23 protein-coding genes and 1 tRNA gene are annotated in these 22899 nt (G+C 43.3%); 10 read left to right on the plus strand and 14 right to left on the minus strand.

The features are described from left to right. Positions 1 to 29 precede the first annotated feature (29 nt). From miaB to SIO70_RS14910, 3 genes are read right to left on the minus strand one after another with little or no spacing between them, the layout of a single operon-like run. Positions 30 to 1451: a tRNA (N6-isopentenyl adenosine(37)-C2)-methylthiotransferase MiaB gene (gene miaB / locus SIO70_RS14900; RefSeq protein ID WP_320581653.1), complete on the minus strand. Its 1422-nt coding sequence runs from the start codon at positions 1449 to 1451 to the stop codon at positions 30 to 32. Between the two features lie 15 nt (positions 1452 to 1466). Next, positions 1467 to 2135, minus strand: coding sequence for a response regulator transcription factor (locus tag SIO70_RS14905; RefSeq protein ID WP_320581654.1), 669 nt, complete (start codon positions 2133 to 2135; stop codon positions 1467 to 1469). Between the two features lies 1 nt (position 2136). Beyond that, entirely contained in the window at positions 2137 to 2952 is an 816-nt protein-coding gene (locus SIO70_RS14910) for a sensor histidine kinase (protein ID WP_320581655.1), read from the minus strand. 181 nt (positions 2953 to 3133) lie between these two features. On the opposite strand from SIO70_RS14910, the gene SIO70_RS14915 reads away from it, so the two are divergent. The 3 genes from SIO70_RS14915 (at position 3134) to SIO70_RS14925 (ending at position 6819) form a co-directional block, all read left to right on the plus strand. Beyond that, a complete protein-coding gene (locus tag SIO70_RS14915) occupies positions 3134 to 3934 on the plus strand; it encodes a helix-turn-helix transcriptional regulator (protein ID WP_320581656.1) in 801 nt (266 codons plus the stop codon). Positions 3935 to 4566: 632 nt separating this feature from the next. Next, positions 4567 to 5046 carry a GNAT family N-acetyltransferase gene (locus SIO70_RS14920; RefSeq protein WP_320581657.1) on the plus strand — a complete coding sequence of 160 codons (480 nt, stop codon included), beginning with the start codon at positions 4567 to 4569 and terminating at the stop codon, positions 5044 to 5046. 12 nt (positions 5047 to 5058) lie between these two features. Then, positions 5059 to 6819, plus strand: a complete 1761-nt coding sequence (locus SIO70_RS14925; RefSeq protein WP_320581658.1) for a DUF885 domain-containing protein — start codon at positions 5059 to 5061, stop codon at positions 6817 to 6819. A 156-nt stretch (positions 6820 to 6975) separates the two neighbouring features. Here the strand turns inward: SIO70_RS14925 and SIO70_RS14930 are convergent, their stop codons facing one another. Next, the gene (locus tag SIO70_RS14930) at positions 6976 to 7119 is read right to left on the minus strand and encodes a hypothetical protein (RefSeq protein ID WP_320581659.1); all 144 of its coding nucleotides are present in this window, start codon (positions 7117 to 7119) and stop codon (positions 6976 to 6978) included. Positions 7120 to 7248: 129 nt separating this feature from the next. On the opposite strand from SIO70_RS14930, the gene SIO70_RS14935 reads away from it, so the two are divergent. Further along, complete coding sequence (locus tag SIO70_RS14935; protein ID WP_320581660.1) at positions 7249 to 7743, plus strand: lysozyme; 495 nt, start codon at positions 7249 to 7251, stop codon at positions 7741 to 7743. A gap of 111 nt (positions 7744 to 7854) precedes the next feature. Here the strand turns inward: SIO70_RS14935 and SIO70_RS14940 are convergent, their stop codons facing one another. Continuing rightward, the gene (locus SIO70_RS14940) at positions 7855 to 8721 is read right to left on the minus strand and encodes a Calx-beta domain-containing protein (RefSeq protein WP_320581661.1); all 867 of its coding nucleotides are present in this window, start codon (positions 8719 to 8721) and stop codon (positions 7855 to 7857) included. Positions 8722 to 8835: 114 nt separating this feature from the next. Continuing rightward, positions 8836 to 9381, minus strand: coding sequence for a hypothetical protein (locus SIO70_RS14945; protein ID WP_320581662.1), 546 nt, complete (start codon positions 9379 to 9381; stop codon positions 8836 to 8838). Positions 9382 to 9535: 154 nt separating this feature from the next. On the opposite strand from SIO70_RS14945, the gene SIO70_RS14950 reads away from it, so the two are divergent. From SIO70_RS14950 to SIO70_RS14965, 4 genes are all read left to right on the plus strand, one after another. Continuing rightward, the gene (locus tag SIO70_RS14950) at positions 9536 to 10489 is read left to right on the plus strand and encodes a hypothetical protein (RefSeq protein ID WP_320581663.1); all 954 of its coding nucleotides are present in this window, start codon (positions 9536 to 9538) and stop codon (positions 10487 to 10489) included. Between the two features lie 96 nt (positions 10490 to 10585). Next, on the plus strand, positions 10586 to 11515 hold the full coding sequence (locus SIO70_RS14955) for an AraC family transcriptional regulator (protein WP_320581664.1): 930 nt from the start codon (positions 10586 to 10588) through the stop codon (positions 11513 to 11515). A gap of 187 nt (positions 11516 to 11702) precedes the next feature. Beyond that, positions 11703 to 12800 (plus strand): MFS transporter, encoded by a 1098-nt coding sequence (locus SIO70_RS14960; RefSeq protein ID WP_320581665.1) that lies wholly within the window; start codon positions 11703 to 11705, stop codon positions 12798 to 12800. Positions 12801 to 13213: 413 nt separating this feature from the next. After that, on the plus strand, positions 13214 to 13834 hold the full coding sequence (locus tag SIO70_RS14965) for a hypothetical protein (RefSeq protein ID WP_320581666.1): 621 nt from the start codon (positions 13214 to 13216) through the stop codon (positions 13832 to 13834). Here the strand turns inward: SIO70_RS14965 and SIO70_RS14970 are convergent. From SIO70_RS14970 to SIO70_RS15000, 7 genes are all read right to left on the minus strand, one after another. Continuing rightward, positions 13831 to 14451 (minus strand): hypothetical protein, encoded by a 621-nt coding sequence (locus tag SIO70_RS14970; RefSeq protein WP_320581667.1) that lies wholly within the window; start codon positions 14449 to 14451, stop codon positions 13831 to 13833. The two genes, SIO70_RS14965 and SIO70_RS14970, sit on opposite strands and share 4 nt — an antisense overlap. Positions 14452 to 14770: 319 nt before the next feature. Then, on the minus strand, positions 14771 to 15850 hold the full coding sequence (locus tag SIO70_RS14975; protein WP_320581668.1) for an ATP-binding protein: 1080 nt from the start codon (positions 15848 to 15850) through the stop codon (positions 14771 to 14773). A 141-nt stretch (positions 15851 to 15991) separates the two neighbouring features. Further along, a tRNA-Gly gene (locus tag SIO70_RS14980) sits at positions 15992 to 16064 on the minus strand. Positions 16065 to 16088: 24 nt separating this feature from the next. Next, positions 16089 to 16448: a hypothetical protein gene (locus SIO70_RS14985; protein ID WP_320581669.1), complete on the minus strand. Its 360-nt coding sequence runs from the start codon at positions 16446 to 16448 to the stop codon at positions 16089 to 16091. Positions 16449 to 16494: 46 nt separating this feature from the next. Continuing rightward, positions 16495 to 16998 (minus strand): hypothetical protein, encoded by a 504-nt coding sequence (locus tag SIO70_RS14990; protein WP_083722487.1) that lies wholly within the window; start codon positions 16996 to 16998, stop codon positions 16495 to 16497. Positions 16999 to 17179: 181 nt separating this feature from the next. Then, entirely contained in the window at positions 17180 to 17959 is a 780-nt protein-coding gene (locus tag SIO70_RS14995; protein ID WP_320581670.1) for a (Fe-S)-binding protein, read from the minus strand. A gap of 12 nt (positions 17960 to 17971) precedes the next feature. Further along, a complete protein-coding gene (locus SIO70_RS15000; RefSeq protein ID WP_320581671.1) occupies positions 17972 to 19255 on the minus strand; it encodes a (Fe-S)-binding protein in 1284 nt (427 codons plus the stop codon). A 429-nt stretch (positions 19256 to 19684) separates the two neighbouring features. Here SIO70_RS15000 and SIO70_RS15005 point away from each other — a divergent pair, with 429 nt between their 5' ends. Continuing rightward, positions 19685 to 20182 (plus strand): phosphoribosyltransferase family protein, encoded by a 498-nt coding sequence (locus SIO70_RS15005; RefSeq protein ID WP_320581672.1) that lies wholly within the window; start codon positions 19685 to 19687, stop codon positions 20180 to 20182. A gap of 126 nt (positions 20183 to 20308) precedes the next feature. On the opposite strand, the gene SIO70_RS15010 is transcribed toward SIO70_RS15005, so the two are convergent. Beyond that, positions 20309 to 22033 (minus strand): phospho-sugar mutase, encoded by a 1725-nt coding sequence (locus SIO70_RS15010; protein WP_320581673.1) that lies wholly within the window; start codon positions 22031 to 22033, stop codon positions 20309 to 20311. A gap of 208 nt (positions 22034 to 22241) precedes the next feature. Here SIO70_RS15010 and SIO70_RS15015 point away from each other — a divergent pair, with 208 nt between their 5' ends. Further along, a complete protein-coding gene (locus SIO70_RS15015) occupies positions 22242 to 22898 on the plus strand; it encodes a protein-L-isoaspartate(D-aspartate) O-methyltransferase (protein WP_320581674.1) in 657 nt (218 codons plus the stop codon). Position 22899 lies beyond the last annotated feature (1 nt).

The raw sequence follows: 22899 nt of genomic DNA on the forward strand, positions 1-22899 counted from the left end.
TCCCGGCTGTGATCCAATTTATTTTCTTCTTATGCTTTTCCTGTAGCGGTACCTATCAGGGTGCCGGAGGTACAGCTATCTACTTTCACCCAAACGTAGTCACATTTCTGGAAATTCTCTTTAGGAAAAACAATCACCTTGTTATGGCTGGTTCTTCCAAACAGATGGTCTGCTGACCTTTTGGAAGTACCCTCTACCAGCACTTTGAAGGTCTTGCCTACATCCTGCTGCATACTTGCCAGCGATTGACCCCTGTGCAGTTCCACTACTTCAGCCAGTCTTCTCTTCTTCACATCTTCCGGTACATCGTCCTGGTAACGGCGGGCAGCCAGGGTACCCGGGCGCTCAGAGTAGAAGAACATATATGCGAGATCATAACGGGAATACGCCATTACCTCCATGGTATCCTGGTGATCTTCTTCCGTTTCTGTACAGAAGCCGGTGATGACATCGGTAGAAATGCCACAGTCGGGGAGTATTTCGCGGATGCGGTCTACTTTTTTCATGTACCACTCACGGGTATAAGTACGGTTCATGAGCTGCAATATCCTGTTGCTGCCACTTTGAACCGGCAGGTGAATATAATTGCAGATATTTTCGTACTTCGCCATAATGTGCAGCACTTCGTCCGTAATATCCTTCGGATGGGAGGTGCTGAAGCGAACACGGAGAAGTGGGCTGATCTGCGCTACTTTTTCCATCAGGTTGGCAAAAGTCACAGTTTCAGCGTCGTTCACAGGGTTTACCCAGTAGTAGGAGTCTACGTTCTGACCCAGGAGGGTCACTTCGCGATAACCTCTTTCAAAGAGGTCGGTAGCTTCCTGGAGAATAGAGCGGTAGTCACGGCTGCGTTCACGACCACGTGTAAAAGGTACTACGCAGAAGGAACACATATTATTACAACCACGCATGATGGATACAAAGGCAGTTACACCATTCGAATCCAGTCGTACAGGGCTGATGTCGTCGTAAGTTTCCTCACGGCTCAGCAGTACATTCACTGCTTTCTGGCCGGTTTCGGCTTCTTCTATGAGGGCAGGGAGGGTACGGTAGGCATCCGGGCCAACGACCATGTCTACCAGTTTTTCTTCTTCTAACAGTTTGGCTTTCAGTCTTTCTGCCATGCAGCCAAGTACGCCTACAAGGAGTTCAGGATTACGTTGCTTTACCTTCTGGAACTCAGTGAGCCTTTTACGCACAGTCGTTTCCGCTTTTTCCCTGATAGAACAGGTATTGAGCAGTACCAGGCTGGCCTCTTCCACATTGCGGGTAGGACCGAAACCTTCTTCTTTCAGGATGGAAGCCACGATTTCACTATCGTTGAAGTTCATCTGGCAACCATAACTTTCTATGTAGAATTTCTTGGTATAAGTCTGAATATCTGCAGCCTCAGGAGCGAAAGCCTCGCCCTGCCGGTTTTCGTCATGCACTTTTGTTACCTGATCCAGCATTCTTTTCTTATCATTTTAGGATAGCAAAACTAAGCAATAAAATCCGAAAATGACAGAATGGCATGGATGAGTCAATATAAACTTCATGAGAGCCGCTGGGGTCTTGAGTTGAAGTTTTTTCATTATATTTTTCCGGTGGGTTTCAATAGTATATATACTAAGGTGTAGGTGGTCGGCCACCTGTTGGTTGGTGTGTTGGCTGCTAATGAGCTGGAGAATTTCTTTTTCCCTGCGGGTGAGGTTAAATTGTTGCAAGAAGGCGTTGTCGGTTTCGAAGTTCTGACCGGGGAGGTGGGGGCGGAAAGGGAAGCTGGTCTGCCCCGAATTCACGAGGTGAATGGTGTGGTAAAGGCCGTCAGCATTACAATCTTTCAGGAGGTAACCCCGGGCGCCGGCTTGCATGGCTTCGGCAATGAGGTGGGCGTCGTTGTACCCGCTTATAATAATCACTTTCACCTTAGGATACAGGTCCCTGATCAACCGGGTGGCATCCAGACCGTTCATGACAGGCATGTTTACGTCTATCAGTACAATGTCGGGCAGGCAGAGGCGGAGCAGATCCAGTAATTCCTGGCCATTGGTGGCAATATGGGTGACCCTGAGGGCAGGGTCGGCATTTAAGAGGGTGCGGATTCCGGTGGTAAAAAGCCGGTGATCATCCGCCAGCATAATGTTAACAGGCATGTTAGCAGCTTACAGGTATATGAATGATGATGGTTGTACCACATCTTCCGCTGTCTATGTGAATATTTCCTCCCAGCGATCTGACCCTTGTATGCACACTGCTCAAACCGATACCCTGATGAGTAGTAGTAGAAAACCCGATGCCATTATCTTCTACCATAATTTCGAGGTAAGTAGGGCAGAAGAGCACCTGTATGGTGGCTTCCGATGCCTTTGCATGCCTGATAATGTTGTGCGTAAGTTCCATGACAATGCGATAAAGCAGTAATTCCTGTCTGGTGGTAAAGTGATGCTGATAGGCGTTGCAATAATAATGGAAAGCGATCGTGTTCCGGGAATCGAGGGAAGAAAAATACGATTGCAATATAGACGTAAAGGGAGTGGTTTCGAAATGAGGGGGAATGAGGTTGTGCGTGGCCCTCCGTACATTCTGACTGGTCTGGTCTACCAGTTCCAATAGCGTAGTAGCACGTTGTTCATCGTGTGCAGAGCTGTAGTGCAGGCTTTGGAGGTTGATTTTGATAGCGGCGAGACTACTGCCTATTTCATCGTGCAGGTCAGCGGCAATACGGCGGCGTTCTGCTTCCTGGATGTTCAGTTCATGTTCCTGTTGTTCGTGAATGCGGTTGAGTAGAAGGAATTCTTTCTTTTTGTAACTTTCAATTTTGTATAGCATGAGGATCAATACAAAAATGAAACTCCATATGCCTAGTAAAGGCAGCAATCCGATAACATCCCCTGACTTATACTCAAAAAAATGCAAGGCCGCCTGCAGCGGTGTTGAGGGGATAAAGTGCGTGAACAGATGAGTGCTCATAGTTACAGAGAATAAGGGGTCAGATCCTGTTAATTATGAGAGAAGTAGAAAAGTTTGTCCCAAATCTTCTACAATTCTAAGAAAAAAAAAGGTTGCAACATTGGTTTGGATAAAAATAATTTTCAAGTGGTCAACTATGTGGGATTGTTTATATTTATTGTAATAATCAATTAAGGAATAAATGATAATGCCACAAAGCCCTGTTCAGATGGAGAAAGGTACGTACGTGGGCCGGACGGTTCAGGAACATGTCTTTAACCATATTATTACCACCGAGACGACTTATGCCACGGGGTATACTTCTGAATGGCATTATCATGCGAATCCGCATTTTTCACATATACTTTGTGGTGGTAGTAAAGAGCTGGTGAAGGGGCAGTCCGGCATCAATGTAGTGGGAGAGGGATTGTATTATTATCCGGGTATTGCACACCAGAATGTGGGGTATGCGCAAGGTACGCGGATTTTTAATCTTGAACTGGAACCGGAATTTTTTAAACAATATGAATTGGAAATACCGGCTGCGGCCTTGATGTTTGACCCGGAGGCGCAGTTAAATGCAAGAGGATTGATCAGGGCGATGAAGGAGCATTACCTGCATGATGCGCAGAGCCAGATGGCGATGGAGCAGATCTGTATCAGCCTGATACAGCCGGATGAGAAACTATTTCCTGAATGGGTGCCAAAGATAAAAGCAGTGATGCAGGAATATTGGGATCAGCCCTTGTCATTGCCGCAACTGGCGAAGGAGTTAGGGTTGCACCCGGTTACGATTTCAAAGTATTTTTCAAAGTATTTTAATTGTTCAGCAGGAGAGTACCTGCGGCGCATAAAAGTAGAAAGGGCGGTGGGTATGATCCGCAGTGGTCAGTATTCACTGACATCGGTTGCATATGAATGTGGGTTTGCGGATCAGGCGCATTTTACAAAGACGTTTCAGCGGATAACCGGGATGTTGCCAAAGGAATATGAAAAATTATAAATTGAAAATAGCTAAAGCGCAAACCTCTCTGTTTCCCATTCGTCAAGAAAGCTTAAAAATATACTCCTCCCTGCCATCATTCCTGCTCTACAGGTATCAGCCTAAAAATAGCTTTTCTTTTATACCCCACGAACCTCTGCCATCATTTCCGCTCCACAGGCGTTAGCCTAAAAAATAGCTTTTCTTTTATACCCCACGAAACTCTGCAATCATTCCTGCTCTACAGGCGTTAGCCTAAAAAATACTTTTCCTTTATACCCCCACGAGCCTCTGCAATCATTCCTGCTCTACAGGCATCAGCCTAAAAAATAGATCTTCCTTGCTGCCGCAGGCCAACTCCCAATCCAATCTCCCAATCCAATCTCCTAATCCAATCTCCTAATCCAATCTCCTAATCCAATCTCCTAATCCAATCTCCTAATCCAATCTCCTAATCCAATCTCCTAATCCAATCTCCTAATCCAATCTCCCAGTCCAATCTCCTAATCCAATCTCCTAATCCAATCTCCTAATCCAATCTCCTAATCCAATCTCCTAATCCAATCTCCCAGTCCAATCCCAATTTGCCTCCCCCCACCCCCCACGCTAATATCATACAATTTTCTCACCCCATCCTTCCATACCTTTGCCCCATGGCAATCAGAAAAATACAACTCAACGACAACCAGACCTTAGGCGCAGTTATCCAAACCGTTTTAAAAGAATTCGGCATAGACCGCCCGGGCACCGCTTATTACGACCCACAGTTATATTCATTATACGAATCATTCCAAACCCCCGGTTCCAACTACTGGGTCGTTGAAATCGACAACGAAATCGTAGGTTGCGGAGGTATCTTCCCCACAAAAGGATTAGACAATGATTGTGTAGAACTGGTAAAATTCTATCTACTACCCAAAGCCCGTGGAAAAGGCCTTGGAAAAGAGCTATTACTACAATGCATCTCCGGCGCAAAAGAAATGGGCTACCAGGCTATGTACCTCGAAACAATGCCTGAACTCACCAACGCCATTCCCCTGTATGAAAAAAATGGTTTCCGCCATTTAACAGCACCATTAGGAGACTCCGGCCATTTTGCCTGCACCATCTGGATGCAAAAAACATTGATCTAAAACATACACTTTATGCACCTGAAAACAATTGCATTATCGCTACTGATGATGTCACCCATGCTTTGCACCTACGGACAAATACAGCAATTGTTCGAAAAATACTACCAGGAATCACTGCCTTTGTTCCGTGAGTATGCCATCTACAGCGGCGATCACCGTTTTGACGACCAGCTGGATATAGAAGGCGCTAACACCAACGAAAAGAGAAAACAATTCTTCGTCTCATATCAAAAACAATTGCAGGCCATCGATCGCACTACCTTAAGCGAACCTGATCGCATCTCCTACGATGTTCTCGCATTTAACCTGCATGATATGCTGGAAGGCATCCGCCTCCACACAGAATATTTTCCGATGACACAGTTTTACAGTACTGCTTTGAACATGGGCCAATATGGCTCTGGCAGCAGTGTACAGCCATTCAAAACAGTAAAGGATTATGAAAACTGGGCAAAGCGAATGACTGCCTTTGAAGAATGGACGGATACCACCATCGCAAATTTCAATCATGGTATTGCCATCAAAATGGTATTGCCCAAAGCACTGGTATTGAAAATGATCCCCCAGCTGGAAACACTGGCAGTAAGAGATACCGCCAAAAGTATTTTTTATAAACCACTTAATAATTTCCCTACATCCTTTTCCTCAGCAGAAAAAAAGCGATTAAAATCACTGTATACAAAAGTGATCAATACAAAACTGCTCCCTTCCTACGATAAACTGATAGCTTATTTAAAGAATACCTACCTCCCCGTTGCACAGGACCACGATGGCCTGAATGCACTCCCAAACGGCAGGGAACTATACGAATATTATTTCAATCGCTTTACCACCACCAAAGGTTTAACACCTGAGCAACTATACCAAACCGGATTACATGAAGTAGCCAGAATTACTGCCGAAATGGAAGAAATAAAAACGCAGGTAGGCTTCAAAGGCACCCTCTCTGAATTCTTCCAATTCCTGAAAACAGACCCGCAATTCATGCCCTTTAAAACACCGGACGAAGTATTGCAGGCCTATAACAACATCTACACAAAAATAAAACCTCATGTAGATGAACTGTTTGGTCTCCAACCTGCCACTGCTTTCGAAATCAAAAGGGTAGAGGCTTTCAGAGAAGCTTCACAGGCAGGCCCCTCATACGTAACCGGCAATCTGAAGGAAAACAGATCGGCTATCTTCTATGTGCCTGTCAGAGATGCAACTAAGCTCAATGTTACATTTTATGGGTTGGAAGCAACCTTTATACATGAGGCAGTACCGGGTCATCATTTCCAGATCTCTTTACAGCAGGAAAATGAGCAGATTCCCCGCTTCCGCAAACAACCGGGTTTCAGCGTTTTCACAGAAGGATATGCTTTGTACTGTGAATCATTGGGAGCACTGTTAGGCTGCTATACTGACCCTTATCAAAAAATGGGCGCATTGAATAATGAAATTCACAGGGCTATCAGGATCGTGACCGACATTGGCATTCACACGGGAAAGATGACGAGAAAAGAAGCCATTCAATACATGCTCTCGCACGAAGCGGTAAGCGAAGATATCGCTGTAGCAGAAGCAGAGCGGTACATGGCCATGCCCGGTCAGGCCCTCTCTTACAAAACAGGAGAACTGAAAATAAAAGCACTGCGTGATAAATATGCACAACAACTCGGTGATAAATTCAGTCTCAAAGCATTTCACGATGCCTTGTTAGCCAATGGAGATATGCCACTGTATGTACTGGAAGACTACCTGGACAACTGGGCGGCACAAGGTGGTAAATAGCCCATTCTATTCCTGATGTAAAAGGCCGGGTGTAATAGCCCGGCTTTATCCCTCCACTATAATGGAAGCTTATTTCCTCAAACTAATGTTATCCTATTCCTCAAACTTATGAAAGCTTATTTCCCCAAACTCTTATAATTCCAGTCAGCTGGCTTTTCAGGAATACAATATTTTAAACAGCTCTCCGCTTATACTCGTCACAATCTTACCCGCAGTAACAAACTCCACATCCTCAAAAAACACCTGGGCGTTCAATGACAGGGCTATACACAAGATAAAGGCTATCAGTACAGGTTTCATATTTGGAATTTGAGGGAAGACAGGAATTATTATTGTTTGATTGACACTATAAGTTAAGAGTGGACAACCCTCATATTCTTGAATATTAAATATATTTGGTATATCTTTAATGTGAAAATACTTATACCAATGAATTTAGGAGCTAACGGAGAAACGCTGATAAAGCATTATGAAAAGTGCCGCTTGTCGGCATACCAGGATAGCAAGGGTGTGTGGACAATCGGTTGGGGCAATACCCGCTATATCGATGATTCCCCTGTACTGAAAGGCGATGTACTGACACAGGATGGCGCGGATGAGTTATTCTTAGTGATTGTAAAAGGGTTCGTAAATGATGTAAACAAACTTACCAAAGGCGTTGTGTTAAAACAAAATCAATTCGATGCATTAGTATCTTTCGCTTACAATGTAGGCAGCGATATGAACAACAACGGCATTGCAGAAGGGCTGGGCGACAGTACCTTATTAAAGCTGGTAAAAGCGAACCCCAAAGATCCTAAAATCGCAGCTGAGTTCCTGAAATGGAATACAAGCGGTGGCAAAGTACTGGACGGACTGACCCGGAGAAGGAAGTCTGAAGCAAACTTATATACGAATAATACGTTGGAGTATTATGAGAAATAATAATCAGGGGAGAGTATCAAAAGAATGATACACTCCCTTTTTATTCGGATACTGGTAGTTATTTAATCAAATCTCTGTGCCTGATTTTACTTCGAGTTTCCCCCACTGCACTTATTTAGTTTTAGCAATTTTCCCTTTATACAAATGCGGCACTAACAATTTCACATCCCACAACACTGAATTCGACGCTTTGCCAACTGAATAAGCTGTACCGCTTTTGGTAAGCGGACCATAGAAGTAACCATATCCCACTTCACTTGCAAGGAAGTTATAACTATCTTCCAGAATGGTATTACCGGATACTTTCATAGTCAGTTCATAATTTACTTCTCTGGAGCCATCTGCATAAGCAACCACTACATAATAAGTATCATCATCGAGGTCATTGCTCAGCAGGTAAGATTCAAAACCTGTGCTGTTAGTAGAACCAGACAATACATTGTAAGTGTCTATAGAACCATCACTGGTCGTCGTTAAATTGTTCACCAGATAAAGATCCATATCTACCAACGTACCTGCATCCCATGTCAGCTCAGAGAGCAGGCCATCTGAGGACTGATCCGTATCATTGTCTGTAATAGTGATAGTAGCAGTAGAGTTGCTCAGCTTAACATTGCTGCTACTGAAAGTAACATTGATCGTCTTGCTGCTTTCCACCACTTCATCATCAAAGATGTCAAAAGTCAAAGTAGCTGAAGTACTACCTGCAGCAATGGTTAACGTTGTGTCTGTAGCTAGCTGATAGTCCCCGTTCAGGATAGCTGTACCTCCCAATGTAGCCTTGACAGTTACATCGCTGGTTTGTGTAGCAGGCAGGGTTACCGTGATACTTGCTGTTCCGGCTGCTTCAGTCACCGTTTGAGAAGTGGCACTGAGGGATGCCGTTTGCTGGGTCGCAGTTGAATCGTCTTTTTTACAGGAGAGGGTCATCAGCATGACACACACCATTGTTGAGACGCTAATAAGGTTTCTTTGCATTACTTAGTTTTTAAAATTAGGGATGTTTTTGAAGGTTTAACGGAATGCAAAAAACTTTGTTGCCCCAACAATTGGAGTAATCGTTGAATGCTAATCTTTTATCGATGAGTATGACTACTCAGCATACGCAACCAGATCTGTGAGTGCAGTGGCGACTTGTGTGTTCCATAAATTTTGTTTCTCCTGATTAAGCCCGTGGTGAGTTTCGCTGTCATATATGATTTGCCTTTCCTTATAGGCATCATAATACTTGAGGAAAGCATCTCTTGATACAGCTTCTATATTGGCTGTAGTGAGGGGAGATCTGCGTAATTCCTTTCTCAATAATCTCGCATATACTTCGCAAAGATCAAAGTGCAATTGTTCATGCGCGAGTAAAGCCGCCGTTTCCTTTCCGGGCCGTACATTGCTCCTTTCCGGGATAAATTCACTGATTACGTCGACTTTTAACCCATTTATTTTAATACCAAAACGGCAATTTGTTCTCGCGGCAATATTGGTATCCTGGTCCCGGTATGGGGTGCCTTTATAATCTGACCAGGTCAGTTTGCGAAGGGGATTCCATTGAATGGACGCCGGCTGCTGAGAACGATATGAATGCTTACCGCCGGAGCAAGCTGTTAAAAAGATAATGAAAATGATGAATATGAACCTGATCATGATAATTTTTTAAATGCAAATGCCCTGCCATAGTGAATTTCGCAAATATGCGTACATGAGTTTGTTAAGAAGTAGTTAAACAGATAATAATATTTACGTATATTACGATACATTCTTAACCTAATTATCAACCTACGACAATTTAAAGAGTTCTATGAGTGAAAACAATGGAGGCCAATCAACCGTGTCATTTTTCACAAATTGTTATGAAAATGACTGGGAAAGAGTATTGAAAGGAGATAGACTGGAACAAATGGTAGATAGATGCGAACTAACGTTTTATGAGAAAATTCTAATCATTAACAATGTAAAAGACCGCGCTACTGTAGAACAATATGCGATCAGTGCAATGAACCGCAAGGTCATTGATGCCTATTACTTTGCTGAAGATCATATGGATGCAATCCTGGACAAGTATAATATGACCAGGGAAAGCTTCAAACTCGATTTTTTCGACGGATATTACTATAGTATAGGTCCCCTTACAGCGGCATACTTCTGTAAGGGTCAATATTTACTCTACTTCACCTGCGATTGTATGATGCAGGAAGGAGCGGGTGGTAAATGGGTATGGGAGGCTATTGAAGAGATGAAACGTAACCGGTACATCTTCGTAGCAAACCCCATGTGGACGGATTTTACCTATGAGGCAGAACTGAAGATCATCAAAACAGCTAATCATTTTATCCACTCCACCGGGTTTTCTGACCAGTGTTTCCTGGTAGAAGCCGAAAGGTTGCAGGGAGATATCTATAATTGCTATAACTACGGTTCTGAAAAGTATCCTTACTATGCAGGAGAACTGTTTGAGAAGCGTATGTATAGTTATATGGCCTGCAATGGCCTGATCCGTATCACCCGCGATGATATCTTTTATGATCATATCAAGTTGCTGAATGAAGGATTGATAGATGTGCAGAAGAGCAACACGCTGAAAGTGATTGTAAAACGAAAAGCGGCGACCTGGAAAAGATGGTGCAGAAAGGCCCTGCTGAGACGTGTACTCGGGTATACAAAGCAACTGGATTACTCCCATTTTGAAGGTGGATATAACAATGCAGTGATAGTACCGATGGCTACTGTGCCACTGGCGCAATCAGGAAGTTAACTTAATTGCAACTCCTTAGAACAGCATAAAGTCTCCGAAATAATAGAGCGTGTATCTTACTTTGAAGTGCACGCTCTTTTTTTTTACCTTTGTATCATGAGCGAGCAATTGGAGACATTAGGAGATTTTTACCGGGAACGGTCATTTATACAATTCCCCTTCAGTACTACAGATGTAGGAAAAGGGAAATCTCATTTTAATGTCAACGTACGCAAGCACTGTAATTTCAAGACCCCTTATAACAGACGGGACTTCTACAAGATCACCCTCATCCTCGGTGTCGGCGAAATCAACTACGGGGGCAATTCGATTCTGGTAGACCGTCCGGCATTATTGATTCCCTGTCCTTCCGTACCTTATTCCTGGACCAGTATTTCGGAAGATCAGGATGGCTATTACTGCCTTTTTAACCAGGAATTCTTCAATGAACATTACCAGTTTGATATCTTCAAACGCTCTCCATTATTCAAGGCATGGGCGGAGCCCGTCATCTTCCTGGATGATAAGCAACTGGCATTGATGAAGATTTACTTTGAGCAGATGCTGGAAATGGCGCATGGCGAATATGCCTTTAAGTACGAAGCGATCCGCAACCTACTGTGCCTGATGATGCATGCGCTGCTGGTAGATAAGCCTGCAGACAGTCTTTCATCCGGCGAACTCTCTGCTTCTTCCCGCCTGCTCAGGAACTTCGATGAATTGCTGCACCAGCAGTTCCCACTGGATTCACCTGAAAACCCATTGACAATGCGCTCCGCGGCAGACTTTGCCGGGGCTTTAAATGTCCATGTGAATCATTTGAATTATGTAATCAAGAGTATTACAGGCAATACGACCACCTCCATTATAAAGAACCGGATCCTAGAAGAAGCCAAGACGTTATTGCTGAATACGCAATGGGATATCTCAGAAGTAGGCTACTGTCTTGGGTTTGAAGAACCGGCGCATTTTAATAACTTTTTCAAGAAATCTACGGGCACTACTCCATTACAATATCGACAGACTACCCGGATCGTCCATATTTGATTTTTGCAATTATTGCTTTGATTCTCTTAACAGCAGATCCTCCCAGCTGCTATAATTTTGTTGTCAAATTAAGGATATGTTACAAAGTGCCTCGGCAAGCAGAAAGCGGTTTGCGACGATTTTAGCGTTCATTTGCATCCCATTATCGGGATTTATTACAGACATTTATTTGCCTTCATTTCCTGCTATGGCAAAGGATCTGGGGGTATCAGCAGATAAGATCCAGCTTACACTGACTTGTTTTTTCATGAGTTATGGTATTTCCCAGATGTTTGTGGGCAGTCTGCTGGATAGCCTCGGCAGGTACAGACCGGCGGTAATATCACTGGGTGTGCTGGTGTTGTCTTCATTATTAATAGGTATTACCCACAGTATAGCGTTAATTTGTTTTCTACGCATCGTGCAGGGTACGGCTACGGCATTTGTGATAGTCGGCAAGCGCGCGTTTTTTGTAGACTTGTACGAAGGGGAGGAGCGCAAGCATTATTTGAGTTATCTCACCATTACGTGGTCATTAGGGCCTATTGTAGCGCCGTTTTTAGGTGGATTCTTACAGCAGTACCTGAACTGGCAGTCTAACTTCTACTTTCTTGCGATCTACGCGTTTATCATGTTTGTATTGGAATTGAGTTTCAGTGGAGAGACGCTGGTGCACAGAAAGCCGCTTGAGTTGAAAAAGATCCGCGATAACTATGCGCATATGTTGAGCAATAGTACATTCTTACTGGGCATCGTGATCTTAGGCTTGAGTTATTCAGTGGTGATGGTATTTAATATTGCAGGACCTTTTGTGATAGAAAATAGCTTCCATTTCAATTCAGTAGTGATTGGATATTGTACCCTGATATTAGGATTTTCCTGGATGGTAGGTGGGATCGTAAGCAAGCGGCTGATAAATGTTGATTTCAACAGGAAGCTGATAGTAGCTGGGTTTACGCAGTTTATATTGACAGTGATGTTGTTTGTAACAGGGTTTGTGATGCATGAGTTGTGGTGGTTTGTGATGTTTGCATTTGTGATCCACATCTGCTCAGGGTTTTTGTTTACAAATCTCTTCACACATAGTATGCTGGTGTTCCCGCAGAATGTAGGATTGGCGAGTGGTTTGATGGGAGGGATGGTGTATGTGGTGACATCGTTTTCGAGTTATGTATTGTCAACCACGGGCAAAATGACAACGTCGGGAGATATGTCGCTGCGATACGTATTGATGTCAGCGATCCTGACATGTGCAGTGATAGCTGTGGTGAGAATGCGGGCAGCGAAGACACCGGCGATCGCTTAAGATCAGCAATTTATAATAGGGAGAGAGGGCTTAAAATGCCCTCTCTCCCTATTTTTATATATTACTTAATAAAAATTATTAATATTACACCCGAAATAAGCGGACAATACAAATTAATCCTAAAAAACCCTATAACCCTATGCTGATCGGTACTGTATTTATGGGTGGTGTCAGGAAGTTCAAATCGCAACAGATCCAGAGTAAATTTTATGTATTTGGTGGTCCAATAGCATTGTTACATGCATGTAAAGAGCTATTGTTAAAATCCTAATACCTATGTTTTTGTATTTGGAAGGAAGTTTCCTGGTGATGTGAAGAGCTAATTACAGCATCGAAAGTCAGGAGTTGAGACATATAGCTGCGGAGCTATATGCACATATAGAGCTATTGTTAAAATCCTAATACCTATACCTATGTTTTTTGTTTTTGGAACGAAGTTTCTTGGTGGCGTGAAGAGCTACAATAACCAGGAGATCCAGACTAAGTTTTTTCATTTTTGTTTTATGCCGCTGTTCCCGGTAGAGGGAGATTCATTACTGGTCACCGAATCGGGTTGGGGCACCCGGAAGGGCATCTATCTGAAACAAAACAGTACCAGTTTAAAGGCTGGTTATGGCCGTATGTGGATGTTGGCGGTAACGGCATTGGCGTCTCTTTTTTGGATGATGGATCAGACTACATTTTACCTGATACTGGCGTTAGCGTTGGGTGCATTTACAGTGTACCTGTTTTTTTATTATGGTACCAGTACGCAGGCGGAGAACGAGGAGAGAGAATTGATTGGTAGTCTCACCGGTGTTTATGCCTTGGCAGAATGGTTGCCGGATGAAATGTGTGATACGTTGTTTAAAAGAATGCGTGCAGCATACCAGGCAGAAGGCAGGAACTGGCAGGAAGATATCAGGAGTGGGAATGTACTGAATGCAAAGGTGGCGTATGTGCTGGCGTTGTTGCACTATGCTTATATGCCGGGTGAGGAGTTGTGGGAGTTGAGGATGAAGGCAGCGGAGCTGTATGCTGCGTCTCTGAATTAATTGTAGTTCATGACATGTGAATCAAGGGTGATACAATCATCCGGGATCCATGCTTCATTTGTAAGGGTGTAATTTATTGCAAAGTGCCCGGTTTGTTTCTTAGATGCTTTGTTTCCTCTATTACCTTTTGTTTCTACATATGAAGCATGGATTTTATTATTATCCAGCTCTAATGATGATAGCTCCATTATTTTATATCCATCTGGCTCTGTACTTGAACCTCTCCATATATATTCATAAATACCCTGTCCTTCTGATTGCTTAGTCAATTCTCTGAATATATATAATGTACTTGACGTAAACGCTGTACCCGTACCACAAATCCGTAAATAAAAACAATCCTTTATTTTACCAAAACCAAATTCACCATTCCAGCAATTGCAATAGTTTCCATGATAATAGGGTTGGATGTTTTCAACCTTGCCATTAGCGTTTGTCTGGAATAGAATAAGTGATTCAAAAGGAGGGTTGACATTCACAATGCAGGCGATATAACCATCTTTATATCTATAGTATTTTCCTATGGTATCCCGGGCGGTAATATTTGCCCAGCGGCCTTCGCTGTTTGTTGTATCAATTATTTTATTTTGCAGAACAAAGGGGAATATTTCTTCCATAGTCAGATAACCGGAATCGCCGGAGAATGTTATCTGTGTTGTAGCAGAATCATGCGTATTGCTTGAGGCCGTGACAGATGGTTGGGTACTACAAGCAGTCACTAAAAATAATATTCCGGCTAATAATTGACGCATGGCTAAACAGTAATTTTAATAATTCCCTTGTATTTCAAAATATCGCTTGTATTTATTATTATCCAGTCTTCCCCCTTTTCTCTCGTAATAAATCTCAAAAGATGCTTCCTTCAATGGGATATTAGTGTCAGAAGATTTGAGCAGGAAGTTTTCAGTAAACCCTTCAACATAAAGCCAACATTGATCATAAAACACCCCCTCCAAAAGCATTAGAAAGCCATGCTTCATCAGTTTTGATGTTCACAGCATTATCTGCAGTGAGTTGTTTGGCAATAGTCGCTCCATTTACTTTATTTACGAGTATAATTTCATGTGGTTCCAGACATCTTACGAGTGTTTGGGAGTGTGTATTAAGTAAGATATGGTGTCCTTTTTCTTCGCTTTTTTCTCTTAAAAAATTCACCAATAATTCAATGGCTTGTGGGTGAAGCCCATATTCCGGTTCCTCAATACATAAAAACTGGGGATTTTCATTCTGAAATACAGCTGCCATTAACGAAAGTATATTGAAAGTACCGTCAGATATTAAGTGTCTGGAAAATGGTCTGGTTGAAGTCATTTCATACAAGAAGAATTCAGAACTACCATCAATATTAGATTTCCTGATTTCAATGTCTCTGAATTCAGGAATTAGTATTCGTAGCCATTCAAAAAAATCATCCTTTTTTTCGCTATCAAGGATTTGTGCCAGAATTTGGGACAGATTTGATGCATTCGTGTGAAGTCTTGATTGTAACTGAAAGCTCCTGTTAAGGAAGGTTTTACCAACAAGTAGTCTTGAAAAGTTGTCAATGAATATTTCAAATTCATTATTGTATGTTAGATGTTTTTGTCTTACTACTTCAAGAAAATTATCTCGTTTGTTTTTGTCTCTTATATCCAAAAAAAGAAACGGATTCTCTTCTTTTCCTAAATCCAATATCGGCTCTTGACCAATACTATAAACGTCCTCAAAGCCATCAAGGTTCCTTTGCGGAGTGATTCCCAGGCTGAAATTTATGTTTATATCATTGTCAAATTTGTAATAAAAACTCATTTTTTTGCCTGGCGTTGCCTGATAAGAATAAATGTTTTTTAGTCCCCCAAAAAACGAAGTAGCTTCAAATGGAAATCTGCAGACATAATTTGTAAACTCAAGCGCTTCAAAAATATTACTCTTACCGCTGGCATTTGGTCCAACGACTGCCGCAAAAGCAGGTAGATTTTCTAATTTGAAATCTACAAGAGATTTATAGTTTTGGATATGAAGTTGCTTGATTTTCATGAGTTTAAAGTACATCTAAAATAGCTAAAGCATAAAAGCTGTAGCAAAAAGCGAGTCTTTTCTTAAGTGAGTAATTTTGATATTATTGGGTTGGAGAATCAGCACATGGTATCTGCCAGCATAAGTGAGGGATTCAATTTGAGCGGGAAACGGGACTCGAACCCGCGGCCTTTAGTTTGGGAAACTAATGCTCTACCAACTGAGCTATTCCCGCTTCTATTTCAAATGTAATAATATTTTACAAAAGGCTTTCTATCTTTTTCACAATCTCATCCTTATGCACATAAAACGTTGCAGGAAAATCAAAACACAACTCATTATCCCACTTCTTCCCCTCTTTAAAAAAGCGCAACAACTCCCTCAGATTCTCTTTATTCCTCGCATAAAACATCCTGTCTCCAACCGGAAACTGATAGTAAAAGTCCGCATTTACAACCGTCAGTTTAGGATGACTATATCCGCAATGTATACAGGAAGCTTTGCCAATAATCTTTTTGGGTCTGAACATATAACCTGTGATCTCACAGCTGGCACTTAACAAAGCTTTGCGGGAACAAGCAGGACAGATGATATCTACATCTATTTCAAGAACATTCATAACAAATAAAATGGGCAGCTGGTGAAACTGCCCGTTTTGTATTCACTTACTGTGCAATAGCAAATTTCTTTGCCAGCCAGCTATTCTTTAATGGCTGAAGCCAGTTTTCTTCTAATTCCTTTAAAGTCAGCACCGTATTATTCAGGTAGATAGTATTTTCATCTATATACCCTTTTTCCAGTGCATAAGGGACCTGCATCATCGGCAGCAATTGCAGCTTGTCTTTTAGTACAAAACCCAGCAACAGGCGGTCGAAAAGGTTCACTTCGTACTGGCGTTCTATGCTCTTGATCACTCTTACTGAGCTATCAGTGCTGCAACCACTTACGTGTGTATCTGTTTCATCTGCAATGACCAGGATAGCCTGTTCAAACAGCAGCTTCGCCCAACCTTTCACAGGAGCCCCATGTGCCTGCCAGTGAGCGGTGAACTGATCCAGTTGTTCAGCAATCTCCGCTTGCTCTTTTTCAGAAAAAGGACGGTTGCTTTGATATATCCAAACCCTCGAGGCAGGGTTAAAGTCAGTTGGTAGTATTTGTCGAATATCCATATCGCAAATTTACGAAATTCCTGATTCCATAAACTGACGAAAATCAGTCTTTCCAAAGGGTCCGAAGATTAGCATCAATACGAATCCAGCAGCTATACTTCGGAATCCAGTAGCTATTGAGTCTTTACTAAAGACAAAATGCTGGTAAAGCCGGGTTTTATTTTAAATATATAAATCCCTACTATTCCAATTGCTGAGCTATCAGCTCCGCAATATCCAATACTTTTACAGATTCCTCCTTCCCCTGCTCCTTCACCCCATCCGTCAGCATCGTCATACAAAAAGGACAATTCGCAGCAATCACAGCCGCTCCCGTCTCCACCGCCTCTTTCCCTCTCTCAAAATTAATCCTCGTGTTCCCCTTCTCCTCCTCCTTAAACATCTGCGCCCCACCTGCCCCGCAACACAACCCATTACTCCTACACCTTTTCATCTCCACCAACTCTGCATCCAACGCCTCCAATACCTTCCTTGGCGCCTCATAGATCTCATTCGCCCTCCCTAAATAACAGGAATCATGGTAGGTAATCTTCCTACCCTTAAAAGCCCCACCTTCCTTCAACCGGATCTTTCCCGCATCTATCAGCTGCTGCAAATACGAAGCATGATGCAACACCTCGTAATTTCCTCCCAACTCCGGATACTCATTCTTCAATGTATTAAAACAATGAGGACAGGTCGTTACTATCTTTTGTACCCCATAATTATTCAGCACCATAATATTATTCTGTGCCATCATCTGGAATATAAACTCATTCCCCGCTCTCCTCGCCGGATCTCCCGTACAACTTTCCTCTTTCCCCAATATCGCAAACCGCACCCCAATTTTCGTCAGGATCGTTGCAAACGCCTTCGTAATCTTTTGTGCACGCTGATCAAAACTCCCCGCACATCCTACCCAGAAAAGAATCTCCGGCGATTCGCCACTGGCGAAATATTCTGCCATCGTTTTTATTTGCATGGAATTATCAGTTTATGCATTCATTTCAACCGCCCATTTATCCCTGTCATCAGGACTAAACTTCCAGGGGGCCATGTTATTTTCTATATTACTAAACATCATATTCCACTCCTGTGGCGCACTGGATTCTTCCATCACCAGGTGGCGGCGCAGTTGTAGAATAATGTGCAAAGGATTGATGCTGACCGGGCATTCCTGTACACAGGCATTACAACTGGTACAAGCCCTTAGCTCTTCTTCGCTGATATAATCACGTAGCAGTGTTTTACCTTCCGTATTCCCTACCTTCCCTATTTCCTCCGCACGGTCACGGGTATCCATCATGATCTTGCGGGGAGACAATTTCTTCCCCGTCAGGTTCGCCGGACAAGCAGCTGTACACCGCCCACATTCTGTACAACTATACGCATCCAGAATATTCTTCCATGTCAGGTCAGGTACATCTTTCGCCCCGAACTTCGGCATTTCTGCCGGCGCAGGTTCTGCCGCAGCCAGCTCAGGCTGGAGCATAAGGGTCACCTCTTTCTGTACCGCTGGCATGTTCTCCATCTTCCCTTTTGGACGCAGGTCACTAAAGTAAGCATTCGGAAATGCCAGTATTATATGCAGGTGCTTGGAATAAGGCAGGTAATTCAAAAACGCCAGAATTCCCAATATATGCAGCCACCAGCAGGTGCGTTCAATCGCCTCCAGCGAAACAGGAGACAACCCCTCAAAAGACCCCCTGAAAGCCCCGGATACTAAAAATGGTCCCACCTCCGGATGCAATGCCTGGTCCGCCGTATTCATGGTGAGAAACAACACCATCAGCACAATTTCCGTTACCAGGATATAATTCGCGTCTGACTTTGGCCAGCCATCCAGTTCATGCATCGCCAGCCGGCGCACATGCACAATGTTACGCCTGACCAGGAAGATCGCACAACCACTGAGTACCAATACCGCCAGTACCTCAAAACACCCTATCAATATTGGATATAATGACCCTAACAGCGGCATAAATAACCGGTGAGTACCAAATATCCCATCCAGGATAATTTCAAGTATCTCCACATTAATGATCAGAAAACCAGCATACACAAAGAAGTGTAGCACAGCTACCAACGGGTTGCGGAACATTTTTTTCTGCCCAAAGGCAAGGAGAAGTACATTTTTCCAACGTAGATCGGGGCGATCATTCAATGACACATCTCTTCCAAGCAAAATATTAAGCCTGATCTGCCTGGCTTTGCGGTAAAAGAGGTACACAGCAATGGCAAAGGCAAATACAAACAGGATTTCCTGAATTATATGCATACTTCAAATCAGATTTGACTATTGCAATATAAGGGAAAAAGGCATAGAATATTAACGCAACTATAATACTATAAGTGCAGAATGCCGGCACTAACATCTTGCTAACCCGCTACCCAATGGGCACGTCCCCGGCAATTCTCCAACACTCCTCCAACAATTCCCCCACTCCTTAGCCTCTCCCTCGACACTCCTTAAACGCTCCTTCAACCCTCCTTCCACCAACCCTCCTTCGCCTCTTCTTTAACCCTCCTTCGCCACTAATACCTCACTAACCCATCACCACAAGCTCACCTCATTATCCCCCGGATATTGAAGTGACCTTCTAATGCCCTTTTAGTGCCCATTTGGTGAACTAATAGCACTATAGCTCCACTATCCCTCCACCATACCTAAAAAATCCCTACTTTTATCCCTTCAATTAATTTTGACATGGAATCAAAGAATGTAATCCTCACCCAGGATATAATCGATAAAAAAATCAAACGTATTGCTTACGAAATATATGAGCATAACAGTGAAGAACAGCACATCATACTGGCTGGTATCTGGGACCGGGGCACAATTCTCGCCAAAAAAATCGCGGCTATCCTGAAAGAGATCTCTCCCATCCAAATAAAACTCATTGAACTAAAACTGGATAAACAACATCCTGACAAGGTGCATCTCTCTGAATCATTGGATTTCAATGGAAAAGTAGTAGTACTGATAGACGATGTCGCCAATTCAGGCAGAACAATGCTATACGCCCTGAAACCGTTACTGGAATTCCTGCCAAAAAAGATCCAGACGGCTGTACTGGTAGACCGTAAACATAAATCTTTCCCGCTGTCAGTGGATTTTGTGGGTTATTCTTTATCTACAACACTCCAGGAGATGGTAATGGTAGACGTAGCAGGAGAGGTGATTCAGTCTGCTTACTTACAATAATAATATAGACTATAAAAAAAGGAGCGTGTATCAGAAGATACACGCTCTTTTTGTTCAGATACCTAATGAAGCCAGGTTTCTATTTATTCGATTCTCAGAGGTTTTATTTATGACAGAACCTCCTTTTTATTTCAGTTTCATATCCTGAATGATCTGCTGGATCTTTGCATCCAGTGCCTGCGTAGCCGCCTCAAATCCTTCCGCGCTTTCCAGTTTCTGGTTCACGCTAAAATAGAACTTGATCTTCGGCTCTGTACCAGAAGGACGGGCAGAAATCTTACTACCGTCTTCAAGCACAAACTGCAGCACATTCGACTTAGGCAGGGTGATAGCTTTCATCTCACCGGTCTTCAGGTTTTTCACCTGTTGCAGCTGGTAATCGTAAGTAGTTACTACCGGCACACCAGCAATCGTAGCAGGTGGATTTTCGCGGTACCCTTTCATCATATCAGCAATTTCGTCCGCACCTTTCATCCCTTTCTTGGTGATAGAGATCAGGTTTTCCTTGTAATAACCATATTTTATATAGATGTCAATCAGCTGTTGGTAAAGGGTACGACCCTGGCCCGCAGCTACGGCAGCCATTTCACAAATCAGGGCTACGGAAGCAATCGCGTCTTTGTCACGCACATTGTCACCGATCATGTAGCCATAAGACTCTTCACCACCACAAATGAACTGTTCTTTTCCTTCCTTGGTACGGATCAGTTCAGCGATCCATTTAAAACCAGTGAGTACATTGTAACAGTTTACATTGTTTTTGGCAGCAAATACGTCGATCAGGTCGGAGGTTACCACGGTTTTACATACGTAATCCGTTGCACCTGCCAATCCTTTTGCACGACGGCCTTCTATAATATAATTGAAGAGCAGTACGGCGGTCTGGTTACCATTCAGGAGGATCCATTCCCCTTTCAGGTCCTTCACAGCAATACCTACGCGGTCAGAATCCGGATCGGTACCCAGCAGGATAGCGGCATCCAGTTCCTTTGCCTTCTTCAGACCAATGCTCATGGCTTCAGATTCTTCCGGGTTTGGATATACCACGGTTGGGAAGTTGCCATTCGGAGTCGCCTGTTCTTCTACCACATGTACATTGGTAAAACCAAAGCGTTTCAGCGTCTCAGGCACCAGGGTGATACCAGTACCATGGATAGGCGTATATACAATTTTAAGGTCTTTCTGTGCCGCAATTGCTTCAGGCTGAATGCTCAGGCCTTTTAGCATCTGCATGTAAGCTTCGTCTATTTCAGTGCTGATCGGATGGATATTTGCTTCACCACCTGACCATTTCACATCTTCCACATTGGCGATTTTCTCTACTTCGCGGATCACGTTCTTGTCGTGAGGCGGAATGAGCTGGGCGCCATCGTCCCAATATGCTTTATAGCCGTTATATTCTTTAGGATTATGCGACGCTGTCAGTACGATACCACCTTTGCATTTGAGATGACGGATGGTGAACGAGAGCTCCGGAGTAGGGCGGAGACTTTCGAAAAGGTATACTTTGATACCATTTGCAGCCATAACATTGGCAGCCACTTCGGCAAAGAAACGACTGTTGTTGCGACTGTCGTGTGCAATCGCGATTTTGATTTCATCCGTGAAAGCCTGTTTCAGGTAGTTGGCAAAACCCTGAGTAGCCATACCCACTGTGTATTTGTTCATACGGTTGGTACCTACGCCCATGATACCGCGTAGACCGCCCGTGCCAAATTCAAGGTTACGGTAAAAGGAATCAGCCAGTTCATCGGGGTTTTCCTGCTGCAATTTTTTGATAGCGGATACCGTCTCCGCATCAAACTGGCCGTTCAGCCATTGTGATACCTTACTTTCGATTACATTATCCATAAAAAAATTGGGTTTGTCTGAAAATTGTGTCAGAAACAAGATTGTAAATTAAAGCTAAAATCCTGAAATATGGCGCTACAATTTGGCGCTACAATTTGGCGCCAGATGGAAGGATATGCAATTATTGCACCATATTCAACTGTAATGGGGATAAATAGAAATTCCCATAGGTTATTGAAAGTGGGGGGTATTGCCTATTTTTGTGTGCATGAGGCGGTACGAAGACTCCTATAAACAAAAAGGATTACGCAAGCAGCTGGTAGATACTATCCTGCAAAAGGGCATAACAGACCAAAGCGTTTTAGCAGCTATCAACAACATTCCCCGGCATTATTTCCTGGATACGGCATTCGAAAGCATTGCTTATGAGGATAGGGCGTTCCCCATCGGGGAGGGGCAGACTATTTCCCAGCCTTATACAGTGGCCTACCAGACACAGTTGCTGGAGGTAAAGCCATTTGAAAAGGTACTGGAAATAGGCACCGGTAGTGCTTACCAGGCCTGTGTACTGGCAGAACTGAAGGCGATGGTCTTCACTATTGAGCGTCAGAAACGTCTCTTTGACCAGGTAAAGCTGTTTCCTTTTAAAGCAAAGTATCCTAATCTCCGGTTCTTTTATGGAGATGGGTATGAAGGTCTACCTACCTATGCACCTTTTGACAAGGTACTTGTCACCGCAGCGGCCCCCCAGATCCCGGAGCGCCTGTTGCAGCAAATGAAGATCGGTGGCAAAATGGTGATTCCTGTCGGCGGACAGGAAGTGCAACGTATGTTGCGCATTACCAAGGTAAGTGAGTCAGATTATGAGCAGGAGATGTTTGACAATTTCTCGTTTGTACCGATGCTGGCAGGGAAAAAAGCCTGAT

Origin of the sequence: Chitinophaga sancti (assembly GCF_034087045.1) — a bacterium.
Classification (GTDB): domain Bacteria; phylum Bacteroidota; class Bacteroidia; order Chitinophagales; family Chitinophagaceae; genus Chitinophaga; species Chitinophaga sancti_B.